The organism is Streptomyces huasconensis (genome assembly GCF_021028635.1).
Taxonomy (GTDB): Bacteria; Actinomycetota; Actinomycetes; order Streptomycetales; family Streptomycetaceae; genus Streptomyces; species Streptomyces huasconensis.
The window spans coordinates 872,964-884,670 of sequence record NZ_CP086119.1 but is presented as its reverse complement, the minus strand read 5'-3'; the positions used below and the strand labels follow the sequence as shown (position 1 = coordinate 884,670).

At 72.3% G+C, this 11,707-nt stretch carries 12 protein-coding genes; 4 read left to right on the top strand and 8 right to left on the bottom strand.

Features of this window, described 5'->3' with window-relative positions:
• Positions 1-31: 31 nt before the first annotated feature.
• Positions 32-1,396, bottom strand: coding sequence for a S41 family peptidase (locus tag J2N69_RS03870; protein WP_230899466.1), 1,365 nt, complete (start codon positions 1,394-1,396; stop codon positions 32-34).
• A gap of 146 nt (positions 1,397-1,542) precedes the next feature.
• A complete protein-coding gene (locus J2N69_RS03865; RefSeq protein ID WP_230899465.1) occupies positions 1,543-2,040 on the bottom strand; it encodes a methylated-DNA--[protein]-cysteine S-methyltransferase in 498 nt (165 codons plus the stop codon).
• 237 nt (positions 2,041-2,277) lie between these two features.
• Between J2N69_RS03865 and J2N69_RS03860 the strand changes: the two genes are divergently transcribed.
• Together J2N69_RS03860 and J2N69_RS03855 are read left to right on the top strand one after the other, a co-directional pair.
• Entirely contained in the window at positions 2,278-4,299 is a 2,022-nt protein-coding gene (locus J2N69_RS03860; RefSeq protein WP_230899464.1) for an NADPH-dependent 2,4-dienoyl-CoA reductase, read from the top strand.
• 21 nt (positions 4,300-4,320) lie between these two features.
• Positions 4,321-4,854 (top strand): PadR family transcriptional regulator, encoded by a 534-nt coding sequence (locus tag J2N69_RS03855; protein WP_127910533.1) that lies wholly within the window; start codon positions 4,321-4,323, stop codon positions 4,852-4,854.
• Between the two features lie 43 nt (positions 4,855-4,897).
• Here J2N69_RS03855 and J2N69_RS03850 read toward each other — a convergent pair whose 3' ends face one another.
• The 4 genes from J2N69_RS03850 to J2N69_RS03835 all read right to left on the bottom strand — a co-directional run bounded on the left by J2N69_RS03850 (position 4,898) and on the right by J2N69_RS03835 (position 8,054).
• A complete protein-coding gene (locus J2N69_RS03850) occupies positions 4,898-6,010 on the bottom strand; it encodes a Gfo/Idh/MocA family protein (protein WP_230899463.1) in 1,113 nt (370 codons plus the stop codon).
• Positions 6,007-6,768, bottom strand: coding sequence for a sugar phosphate isomerase/epimerase family protein (locus J2N69_RS03845; RefSeq protein ID WP_230899462.1), 762 nt, complete (start codon positions 6,766-6,768; stop codon positions 6,007-6,009). Before J2N69_RS03845 ends, J2N69_RS03850 begins: the two co-directional genes overlap by 4 nt.
• Before the next feature lie 159 nt (positions 6,769-6,927).
• Positions 6,928-7,434, bottom strand: coding sequence for a hypothetical protein (locus tag J2N69_RS03840; protein WP_230899461.1), 507 nt, complete (start codon positions 7,432-7,434; stop codon positions 6,928-6,930).
• 191 nt (positions 7,435-7,625) lie between these two features.
• Positions 7,626-8,054, bottom strand: coding sequence for a nuclear transport factor 2 family protein (locus J2N69_RS03835; RefSeq protein ID WP_230899460.1), 429 nt, complete (start codon positions 8,052-8,054; stop codon positions 7,626-7,628).
• 140 nt (positions 8,055-8,194) lie between these two features.
• On the opposite strand from J2N69_RS03835, the gene J2N69_RS03830 reads away from it, so the two are divergent.
• Positions 8,195-8,770, top strand: a complete 576-nt coding sequence (locus J2N69_RS03830; RefSeq protein ID WP_230899459.1) for a PadR family transcriptional regulator — start codon at positions 8,195-8,197, stop codon at positions 8,768-8,770.
• Between the two features lie 7 nt (positions 8,771-8,777).
• Here J2N69_RS03830 and J2N69_RS03825 read toward each other — a convergent pair whose 3' ends face one another.
• Positions 8,778-9,719 (bottom strand): fibronectin type III domain-containing protein, encoded by a 942-nt coding sequence (locus J2N69_RS03825; protein WP_408056874.1) that lies wholly within the window; start codon positions 9,717-9,719, stop codon positions 8,778-8,780.
• 351 nt (positions 9,720-10,070) lie between these two features.
• Positions 10,071-10,862, bottom strand: a complete 792-nt coding sequence (locus J2N69_RS03820; RefSeq protein WP_230899457.1) for an alpha/beta fold hydrolase — start codon at positions 10,860-10,862, stop codon at positions 10,071-10,073.
• Between the two features lie 128 nt (positions 10,863-10,990).
• Between J2N69_RS03820 and J2N69_RS03815 the strand changes: the two genes are divergently transcribed.
• A complete protein-coding gene (locus tag J2N69_RS03815; protein WP_230899456.1) occupies positions 10,991-11,644 on the top strand; it encodes a TetR/AcrR family transcriptional regulator in 654 nt (217 codons plus the stop codon).
• Positions 11,645-11,707 lie beyond the last annotated feature (63 nt).

Here is an 11,707-nt window from a genome sequence, read left to right as displayed (position 1 = left end):
TGCGGGGCAGGTGACAGACGCCGCCGCTCCGTCACTGGTCCCGGAGCACCGCGACCGCCTTGTCGAAGGCCGCGTCGCGATTCTTCTCGAACTCCTCCTTGGTGAAGACCGGCGTACGCAGGTGCGGCGGAATCCCGACGCCGTCGAAGGTGCGGCCCGAGCGGGTCAGGAACTCCTCGTTCGGGAGCCAGACCGCCATGCCGTTGGGGAGCCGACGGTCCAGCACGTCCGAGAAGACGCCCTGCGTGGGCTCCCCGATGCGGACCGTCCTGCCCGGCCGGTCCATGAGGGCCTGGGTGAAGGTCTCGCCCGCGCTGAACGTCGAGCCGCCCGTCAGCACGGCGACCGGACCGGTGTAGCGGGGGGAGTCCTTGGCGGGGCGTACGGGGACGGGCTGCGGGCGGGTGTACCGGGTGCGCTTGCGGTAGGCGAGGTACGGAGTGTCGGTCAGGCGCTCGGCGATGTGCAGACCGAGGGCGTCGGAGCCGCCGCCGTTGATCCGCAGGTCGATGATCAGTCCCTTGAGGGAGGCCGTGCGCTCACGGGTGAGGACGGTGTCCAGGGCCGTGCGCAGCTCGGCGAGCTGGGCGGCGTACGAGCGATCGTTCGGGTCGTAGGCGGCGAATCCGGAGATGCGCAGATAGCCCTGTCTGCCGGGCAGATCCGCGTAGCTGATCCGGCCGTTGGCGAATTCCTGCGGCTTCCTGCCCTTGAGGTCGCGCCGCACGATGTGGTTCTTCACTTTGCTGTCCAGCTCTGCGCCGGGCACGGTCGTCCCCGGGCGGACGCGGTAGAACCTGCGCTCGCCGTCGAAGACGGTGACATGTGCGTCGTGCAGCGGTGCCACCATCTCGCCGAAGACGGCGAAGAGTTCGTCCCTCGTCGTGTCGGCGTGCACCTTGGGCCGGTATCTCTCCCGTACGGAGTGCCAGTCGATGCCCTTGGCGGCGAAGAAGGGGTAGTTCTCCTCGAAGGACTGCCAGAAGACGTCGAATGCCGTCACGGGGTCCTTGGGCATCGGACGGTCGCGGTCGCAGGTTGCGGGGAGTTCCGCGATGCGCCGCAGTCTCCGCTCACCCGCCGATCCGGACACCCGCAGAGAGCCTTCCGGCAGCACGGTGAGGACCGTCCTGTCGGCCGCGCGGTACGCGCCCGACGCCGTCCGCTTCGCGGAGACGCCCTTCAGGCAGCTGATCTCCGTCGTCTGGTGCTCCTGCAGGCGTCCGTGCCCGATCGACAGGACGGTGCCGTAGCCCTCCACGCGCCAGACGCCGTCGGCGGACGCAGGCGGTCGAGCCGCCTGATTCCCTTGCGTCGCCGCGGCGGGCGCGATCGCGCCCGCCGCGAGGGCCAGCGCCACGGCTGCCGTCGCGGCCCTGGGGCTCCTGTGTCGCACGGTCTTCCTCTCCCTGTACGCGCCTTGCGTCAGAGAAGCGACGATCCCCGATCGGCCCGCTCCGGGACCATCCGGTGGTTGATCAACCGGGGGATATCCCCATGGCGTTGCGGTGCAGGGCGTTTCAGTCGCCTGTCGGGAGGCGGTCACGCCACCTCCAGATCGAGGAGGAGCCGCTTGCGCTCCAGGCCGCCCGCGTAGCCCGTGAGGGAGCCGTCGGCGCCGATCACCCGGTGGCAGGGGCGCACAACGAGCAGCGGGTTGCGCCCGATGGCCGTCCCGAGGGCGCGCACGGCGGCCCGGGAGAGCCCGAGCTGTTCGGCGAGGCGTCCGTAGGTGGTCGTGGTGCCGTAGGGAAGGGTGTCCAGGGCCTGCCAGACCTTGCGCTGGAACGGGGTGCCCGCCCCGGCGGTGTACTCGATGTCGAAGCGGGTCAGGCTCCCGGCGAAGTACGAGCGCAGCTGCGCGGCGATCACCGCGAACGCCTCGTCGTCACGGACCCAGCTGTCCAGGACGACGGCGGCGCCCTTCTGCCCCGGCACCGACAGGGAGGCGAGCGCGGTGCCGCCCGTGGCGGTGGGCGAGGCCTCGCCCACCAGCAGCAGGTCACCCAGCGGGCTGTCGATCGTCGTGTGGACGGTCATGGGACTCTCCTCCGGCGCTCATCCGACTCTCCTGCGGCGTTCATGGGACTCCGGCGTTCTTGACCGATCTCCAGTCTGCGCCGCCCGCGCGGCGGCGGCTGGCGGGATTCGGACATGGCGTGGGGGCGCCACGCCGGGCCCGTGAGACGCCACTCACGCTTTATGCAACTAGTTGCACAACGCTTCGCGCGTCGTCTACAACTGTCCTGTAGACACCGCGTACGGAAGGCCGCCCGCATGAGCCGTTACCCGAACCTGCTGAACCCGCTCGACCTGGGCTTCACGACCCTGCCCAACCGGGTCCTGATGGGCTCCATGCACGTGGGCCTGGAAGAGGCGCCGAACGGGTTCGAGCGGATGGCGGCCTTCTACGCGGCCCGCGCCCGCGGCGGCGTCGGCCTCATCGTCACCGGCGGCATCGCCCCGAACGACGCGGGCCGCCCCTACCCCGGCGGCGCCAAGATGACCACCGAGGCGGAGGCCGCGCAGCACGCGGGCATCACCGCGGCCGTGCACGCCGAGGGCGGCAGGATCGCGATGCAGATCCTGCACTTCGGCCGGTACGCCTACCACCCCGACCTCGTCGCGCCGAGCGCCATCCAGGCGCCGATCAGCCCCTCCGTGCCCCGCGCCCTCACGGACGACGAGGTCGAGCAGACCATCGAGGACTTCGTGCGCGCCGCCGAGCTGGCCAGGCTCGCGGGCTACGACGGCGTCGAGATCATGGGCTCCGAGGGCTACCTCATCAACGAGTTCATCGCGGCCCCCACCAACCGGCGCACCGACCGCTGGGGCGGCGCCTACGAGAACCGCATCCGCTTCCCCGTCGAGATCGTCCGCCGCGTCCGGGAACGCGTCGGCACCGACTTCATCATCATCTACCGCCTCTCCATGCTCGACCTCGTCCCCGGCGGCTCCACCCTCGACGAGGTCATCCACCTCGCCAAGGAGATCGAGGCGGCGGGCGCCACGATCATCAACACCGGCATCGGCTGGCACGAGGCCCGCATCCCCACCATCGCGACCTCCGTGCCGCGCGGCGCCTACACCTTCGTCACCAAGAAGGTCATGGGCGAGGTCTCCGTCCCGCTCGTCACCACCAACCGCATCAACACCCCCGAGATCGCCGAGCAGCTCCTCGCCGACGGCGCCGCCGACATGGTGTCCCTGGCGCGCCCGCTCCTCGCCGACCCCGACTTCGTCGCCAAGGCGCGCGCCGAGCAGGCCGAGGCCATCAACACCTGCATCGGCTGCAACCAGGCCTGCCTGGACCACACGTTCAACCTCCAGATCACCTCCTGCCTGGTGAACCCGCGCGCCTGCCACGAGACCGAGCTCGTGCTCGCGCCGACCCGCACCAAGAAGAGCGTCGCCGTCGTCGGCGCGGGCCCCGCCGGCCTCGCCTTCGCCGTCTCGGCGGCCGAGCGCGGCCACGACGTGACGCTCTTCGACGCGGCCCCCGAGATCGGCGGCCAGCTCAACGTCGCCCGCAAGGTCCCCGGCAAGGAAGAGTTCGACGAGACCCTGCGTTACTTCCGCACGCAGCTGCGACTGCGCGGCGTGGACGTCCGCTTGAACACCGTCGTCACCGCGGAGGAGCTGGCCGACGCCGCGTACGACGAGGTCGTCGTCGCCACCGGCGTGACCCCCCGCACCCCCGAGATCCCCGGCATCGACCACCCCAGCGTCGTCAGCTACCTCGACGTGCTGCGCGACGGCGCGCCCGTGGGGGAGCGGGTGGCGATCATCGGCGCGGGCGGCATCGGCTTCGACGTCGCCGAGTACCTCACCGACGGCGGCGAGAAGGCGAGCCTGGACCCGGCGATGTACTTCCGCCAGTGGGGCGTCGACATGGAGTACCGCGAACGCGGCGGCCTGACGAAGCCCGAGCGGCCCACGCCGCCGCGCACCGTCCACCTCCTCCAGCGCAAGGCGTCCAAGGTCGGCCAGGGCCTCGGCAAGACCACCGGCTGGATTCACCGCACCGAACTGCGCCACCGCGGCGTCACGATGGTCGCGGGCGCCGGCTACGACCTCATCGACGACGCGGGCCTGCACATCACCGTCGACGGCGCGTCCTCCGTCATCCCCGTCGACACCGTCGTCCTGTGCACCGGCCAGGAACCGCGCCGCGGCCTGTACGAGGAGCTGCTCGCCGCCGGGCGCAGCGCGCACCTCATCGGCGGCGCCGACGTCGCCGCCGAGCTGGACGCCAAGCGCGCCATCAAGCAGGGCACGGAGCTGGCCGCCGCGCTGTGACCCGTCCCTAGGATGGCCCCCATGTCACTCCCGCACGCGATCCTCACCGCCCTCCTGGAGAAGCCGTCGTCGGGCCTCGAACTGACCCGCAGGTTCGACAAGTCGATCGGCTACTTCTGGTCGGCGACGCACCAGCAGATCTACCGCGAGCTGGGCAGGCTGGAACGCGAGGGGGCCATCCGCGCGCTGCCGCGGCAGGGGGCGACGCGCGGACAGAAGAAGGAGTACGAGGTCCTGCCCGCGGGCCGCGCCGAACTGGCCCGCTGGACCGCGGCGAGCCAGGACCCGAAGCCGATGCGCGACACCCTGCTGCTGCGCCTGCGCGCCGCCGCGGTCGTCGGCACCGAGGGCATCCACGAGGAACTGCACCGCCATCTCGACCTCCACCGGCGGCAGTTGGCGGAGTACGAGGAGATTGAGCGGCGCGACTTCCCGCCGGGCAAGGACACGGTCGAGGACCGGCTGCGCCATGTCGTGCTCCGCGCGGGCATCGACCTGGAGACGTTCTGGACCCAGTGGCTCACGCACGCGATCGAGGAACTCCAGGCACCGTGACCGCCTCCGGGTGCGGGCGCCCTTGGGCGGGGCTCCGTCCGCGTCAGCCGAGCGTCGCCTCCCGCGGGTCCCACCCCTCGGGCAGCGGCCGCGGCGGTACCACCCGCGAGGGCAGCGGTGCGAAGCGGGCGTGCTCGGCGGAGTCCGCGATCGCCGTCATCGTGTGCAGGACGTGCAGGGCCAGCGTGCCGGACGCCCGGTGCGGCCCGCCCCCGCGTACGGCGCGGGCCATGTCGACCACGCCGAGGCCGCGCCCGTCGGTCCGTCCCCGGACCGGCAGCTCCCGCCACGTGTCCTCGCCGCTCGGCAGCAGCTTCAGCGGACCGCCGAAGGTGTTCGGGTCGGGCACCGCGAGGGTGCCCTCGGTCCCGGTGACCTCGAAGCGGACGCGTGGCAGCGCCGAGTCGAAGCTGAACGTCGAGGTGGCGCGCACACCCGAGTCGAACTCCACGAGCGCCGACACATGTGTGGGGACACCCACGGGAAACACCTGCCCCGCCTTCGGACCGGACGCGACGGTCCGCTCCGCGCGGGCGCGCGCGGCGGTCGCCGCCACCTGGGAGACGCTGCCGAACAGGGCGACGAGCGAGGTCAGGTAGTAGGGGCCGAGGTCGAAGAGGGGGCCCGCGCCCGGCTGGTAGAAGAACGCCGGGTCGGGGTGCCAGGACTCGGGGCCCAGGCCCTGCGTCACCGTCGTGGCCGCCACGGGCACACCTATGTGCCCGGCCGCCACCGCCCGCAGCGCCGACTGCAGGCCCGCGCCGAGGAACGTGTCCGGCGCGTTGCCCACGAGCAGCCCCCGCTCGGAGGCCTCGGCGAGCAGCTTCTCCGCCTCGGCCGGGGCCAGGGCGATGGGCTTCTCGCCGTACACGTGCTTGCCGGCGCGCAGGGCGGCCGTCGCCACTTGGGCGTGCGCGGCGGGCACCGTGAGGTTGACGACCAGTTCGACCTCGGGCAGGGCGAGCACCGCCTCCGGGCCGCCCGAGACGGGGATGCCGTGGGTGCGCGCCGCGGCGTCCGCCCGCCGCTCGTCGAGATCGGCGACGGCCACCACCCGGACGTCCGGGAAGCGGCTCAACGTACGCAGATACTCGGCGCTGATCACGCCCGCGCCGACCACCGCGACCCCGACGGGCCCCACGCCGCCCGAACTCACGCCGCCGCCAGGGAAGTCACGTAGGCGCGGCTCGCCGCCAGCGCGTCGAAGAGGGTGTCCGGGCCGCCCGCGCAGGAGTCGAACTCGACGACGCGCCACGCGTCGGGGGCCGCGGCGAGGATCTCGGGCACGGGCATGGTGCCCCCGCCGAGGGCCACGTTCGGGTCCTCCTTGGTGCCGGGCCCGTCCTTGAGGTGCAGCGCCCGCACCCGGCCGGCCAGGCGGCGCAGCAGCGCCGGCACGTCGGCGCCGCCGACCGCCGCCCAGTACGTGTCGACCTCCAGGAAGACGGCGGGGTCGAGCAGCCCGGCCAGCACCTCCAGGGCGTGCGGGCCGTCGCGGTCCTCGAAGCGGGGCTCGATCTCCCACCAGTGGTTGTGGTAGCCGATACGCAGACCACGCTGATCCGCCGCGCGGACCAGGGCGTTGAGACGGTCGGCGGTGCGGGCGAGACCCTCGTACGTGGTGAAGTCCTCGGGCGGGATGCCCGCCGGCACGATCGCGAGGTCGCAGCCGAGTACGGCCACCGCGTCCAGCGCGGGGCCGGGCTCCGGGCCGAGCAGCTGGACGACGTGTGCGCCGGACACGGAAAGGCCGAGTCCGTCGAGGCTCTTCCGCAGCCCCCCGGGGTCGGCGAGCACGTCGTACGGCTCCACCGCGCCGTATCCGAGGTCCGCGAGGCGGCGCAGCGTCCCCTCAGGGTCGGCCGTGAGCTGATCGCGCACGGAGTACAGCTGCACGCTGAGCGGTCGTGACATGAACGCGCCCTCCCTGTCGGCTGGGAGGACGGTAAGGCGGTTCCCCTGGGTGGGCAAGGGTGCCGCCGGAGCGGGTGCGGACACGGCGGCTGCCGCCCACCCGCCGTGTCGGACGGGGGAGCGGCAGCCGTGGTGTCGCCGTGGCCGGGTGGTGCCGGGTCAGCCCCGGTCGCCCGCGGCGCGCCGCCGCAGGTACCAGACGCCGCCGCCCGCGGCCGCCGTGGCCACGAGGACCCCGCCGGTCATGAGCGTGAGCGCGCCCCGGTCCTCGGCACCGCCCCCGAGCCCTCCACGGACCCCGCGCGAGGGCGCGGCCGTCGAGGACGCCGTCGGCATGCTGCCGACGGTGACGGTCTGAGGTCCGGCCTGCGAGCCGTCCTGACAGGCGACCAGAACGGTGTAGGTGCCGGCGCTGACATTCCGCCAGGTGCCGCTGCCGTTCGTCAGCTGCACCTGTCGACCGCCCGCGAAGCTGGCGTTCGCGGCGTCCATCAGCGAGGCCGTACCGCCGCCCGAGCACGCGGCGGTGGTGACCCGGACGGTGGAGCCGGTGGCGGTCACGGAGATCCCGCCGCCCGCGAACGCCGCCGGCGCGGCCAGCGCCAGCGGGAGCACGGCGGCGGAAACGGTCAGGCCGGCACGGACATATATCTGAGTGCTACGCATGAGTCTGCCCTCCGGTGGCACGGGAGGCGGTACAACCCATGCGCCGCCGCGAGTCGGGGAACGCCCGTGCTACCTGACGACGAGCCAACGTGCCGCGGGCGCGTACCGCATGCGGACTGCCTCCGGGCAGGTGACGGAATCCATCGTCCGGCGCAGCGGAGCTGACCGCCCGTCACCTGCTCCGGGGCGCCTCACCGGGGGGCGGGGGCGAGCCCGTCGGCGACGAGACCCTCGTACACGGCCTGGCCGAGGGCCTGGACCGCGGACTGCGGGCGCACCATCACGGTGAACTCCTTGATCCGGCCCTTCTCGTCGAAGTGCAGCAGGTCGATGCCGTGGATCTCCTTGCCGCGCACGGTCGTCCGGAAGAGGAGGACGGCCGACTCGGCCTCGTCGCCTTCGGTGCTGGTCCGGGCCTGTCCGGCGTACGACCCGACGTACCGGAAGTCCTCGAACGTGCGCAGCAGGACGCCGAAGAGCCCGAGCACCATGGGGCGGCCCTCGAAGGGCGTGAACTTCACGGGGCTGTAGAAGCGGATGTCCGGAGTGAACAGCTCCGTCAGGGCGTCGAGGTCGCGCTTCTCGACGACGGAGCGGAACCGTTCGGCGGTGGGGTGCATGAGGGTCCTCCCGAGGGCACGCACGGCAGGGGATGCCGAGGGCGCCGTAGTCGTCCGTGGAGCATAGTCATCAATCTGACTAGTCATATTCATGACTATGATGAGGGGGCGAGGTGGCGGAAGGGAAGGGGGTCCGGGCGATGGCTCTGCGGCACGCGGTGCTCGCGGCACTGCTGGACGGCGAGTACAGCGGCTATCAGCTGGCCAAGGGGTTCGACATCGGCGTGGCCAACTTCTGGCACGCCCTGCCCCAGCAGCTCTACGCCGAACTCGCCAAGCTGGAGACGGAGGGGCTGGTCACCGGCCGGGAGGTCGTCCAGGAAGGCCGGCCGAACAAACGGCTGTTCCGCGTCACCGACGAGGGCCTCGCCGAGATGGAGCGCTTCGCCGCGCGCGCCGCCAAGCCGTCCTTCATCCGCGACGACCTGCTGGTCAAGGTGCAGGCCGTGGACGGCGTCGACGCCGCGCCGGTGATCGGCCAGCTCACCGAGCGCGCCGAGGTGGCCGACGCCAAGATCGAGGTCCTGGAGAAGCTGCTGGTGAAGCTGCGCGGCGGCGCGGACGAGGACGACTTCCTGCGCACCGGCGAGCGCGTCGGCCCCTACCTCACCTGCCTGCGCGGGCTCGCCTTCGAACGCGAGTCCCGCGACTGGTGCCGGCGCGCGGCGGCCCTGCTGGCCGAACGGGCGGCCGCCGCCGCGCGGCAGCGGGACTGAGCCCGCGTCAGCCCGTGGTGACGGTCCGCGTGGGGGAGTAGGCGCCCCAGGTCCCGTCCGGCAGCTTGGGGCGGATGCGCACCCGGTGCCGTTCCCCCGCCTTCCTGCCGATGTAGAAGCTGTGCTCGGCCCTGTCCTTCGGTGGCGTGCCGCCGAAGACGAGCGAGGTGGCGGTGCGGCCGTCCAGCTGGATCTGATACTCCGTCACCGCGCCACCCGTCCGTGGCGGCGTCCAGGTCAGGTCGATGTAGTACGCCCCGTCCGCCCGGTGCGTCGTGGCGCGGAAACCGGCGGGCGCCGTGCCGCGCCCGGAGTCCTTGCCCGCGGCGGTCGTGAGGCGGACCGCCGGGCTCGCGGGGGAGAAGTTGTCGGCGGCGTCGCGCGCCTTGACCGTGAACGTGTAGTCGGTGCCCGGCCGCAACCCGGTGACCAGCGTCGCGGTCTGCCCGCCGCCCACGCTGTGGATCTTCGAGGCGCCCTGATAGATCTCGTACGAGGCCACGGCCCGGTCGTCCGTCGACTTCCCCCAGGACAGCATCGCCGACCGGCTCCCCTCGGCCTCGCCCCGCAGCCGGGCGGGCCGGGTCGGCGGCCTGTGGTCGGCGGCGGCCGCGGCGGGCGTGGTGACGGTCAGCCTCCTGCTGTCCTCGCTGAGGTTCCCCTCGGCGTCGCGGGCGCGCACGGTGAAGGCGTAGGAGGTCGACGGCTTCAGGCCGGTGACGTCCACCATGTGCCGCCTGCCCGGGACTTCCTTGACCTTCTTGGCGTCGCGGTACACCACGTAGCCGGTGACCTCGGTGTCGTCGGTGGCCTGGTTCCACATGACGTGGGCGGTGGTGGCGCTGCCCGCCTGGACGGTGAGACCGCGGGGCGCGGCGGGCGGCCGCACGTCCTGCCGGTCGCCCTGGCCGCCCCAGGCGCAGCCGCTCAACGCGGCGGCGAGGGTCATCAGGGCCAGGGGGGCGGACAGCTGGGAGGTCCGTCGCACGGGGCCGCCTTCCACTGGACGGAATAGGTCCGGACCTCAATTGGTCCGGACCTATTTCATGCACAGGTGGCGGGGGCACATCAAGAGGTGGGGCCTTGCTCATTCGACTCTCGGCCCGGACCCGGCAAGAACGTGCCCTCCCGCAAGGGCAGCCATCTGTCGGGGGTGTAGCGGCCCCCTGAGTACGTGTGGTCCCGCGACGCTTTCACTGACCACCGAGGTCCCGTACCGTTCCGGGCGGCCGGCCGCTATGTAGGGAGGAAGCCCGCGAGGGCGAGCGGCAGCAGCCGTTGGGCGGGCGATCGGAACGAGTCAGCCCTTGGCCGTCCGGTCGAGGAAGTCGCTGATGAGCTTCAGCCACTGCTCCGGTTGCTCGGCGAACGGCAGGTGCCCCGTGGGGATTTCGGCTGTCTCGGCGGTGGGGACGGCGGCGGCCAGTTCACGCTGCAGGGCCGGGGAGATGAGGGGGTCCGCGGTGGTGACGATGGCGAGGGTCGGTGCCGTGATGCGGGCGAGGTCGTCGCGGACGTCGATCCTGCGCACCAGGTCCACCTGCTCCGGGGTTCCGGCGGGCAGGGAGGCTGCGAGCTGCTCGACAGCGGTGTGCACCTGAGCGGGGGTCAGCGCGTTCAGGGCCGGTTCGCCGAGCGCCATCAGGTTCAGGAAGGCGGCGAGCACGGTGTGCCGGCCGGTTTCGTAGAGCTGCTGCCAGATGGAGGCGGCCAGCTCGGTACGGGTGTCGGCGTGGGCGAACGTCGCGCTCAGTACGAGTGCGCTGACGCGTTCCGGGTGGCGCGCGGCGAGCCGGATCGCGACCGGTCCGCCGAGCGAGTACCCGCTGACGGCGAAGGTGCCGAGCCCTTCGTCGTCGGCCGCCGCGATCAGCTGGTCCACCAGCGCGTCGAGTTCGATCCGCCCCTGCGCCACCGGCGTGGAGCCGGAGCCCGGGTAGTCGATCCCGACGACGGTATGCCGCGCGGCGAGCCCTTCCATGATCGGCCCGTAGTTGGCTTCGATGCCGCCGCCGGCACCGTGGGCGAGCAGGAGGCCGGGGCCCTCGCCCTGGACGGTACGGGCGAAGGGGGCGCGGGTCGGCGTGGTCATGAGGAGTTCCCTTTCAGGCGCGTGGCTGGCTGCGGCCTCTGGCTTTAGCGATCGCTAAAGCCAAGGTGTGGCGTGACCGTACCAGAACGTCTTTAGCGATCGCTACAGTCGAGCGGTAGGCTGAGGCCATGAGCCGCACGAACACCACGCCCGAGACCGCTGAGCGACGGACCAGGCCGACCCGCCGTGCGTTCGACCGCGACCAGGCCCTGGCCGCCGCCCTGCGGGAGTTCTGGACGCACGGGTACGAGACGACGTCCATCGCCTCATTGACCGAGGCCATGGGAATCAGACCGCCGAGCCTGTACGCCGCCTTCGGCGACAAGCGGCAGCTGTTCGAGGCGGCCGTCGAGCTCTACAAGCGCACCTATGGCGCCGCGCCGCTGCGGGGGCCGGACGCCCGCTCGGCGATCGCCGCCATGCTCCGACACCTCGCCGCCGACTACACCGACCCGAGTCATCCGCCGGGCTGTCTCATCATCAGCGCGGCGACCAACTGCGGCCGCGAATCCCAGGACATCAAGGCCAGACTGCGCGCCATGCGTGAGGACACCAAGGCCGCGTTCGCCTCCCGTATCCGCGCCGACATCGAGGCGGGGCGACTCGCCGCCACCGCGGACGCCGACAAGCTGGCCGCGTTCTACGCCGCGGTCGTCCAGGGCATGCACCAGCAGGCCTGCGACGGAGCCGACCGCGCCACGCTCCAGCACATCGCCGACGCCGCGATGGCGGCCTGGCCGGCCGCGCCGCATCCCGCCGCCGCGGCCGACGTGAGCGGCTAACAGCCCCCGCCAGGTGCGCGCCAGGCCCATTCGTGCCAATTCGTAGGGGTATCCGACAAATGT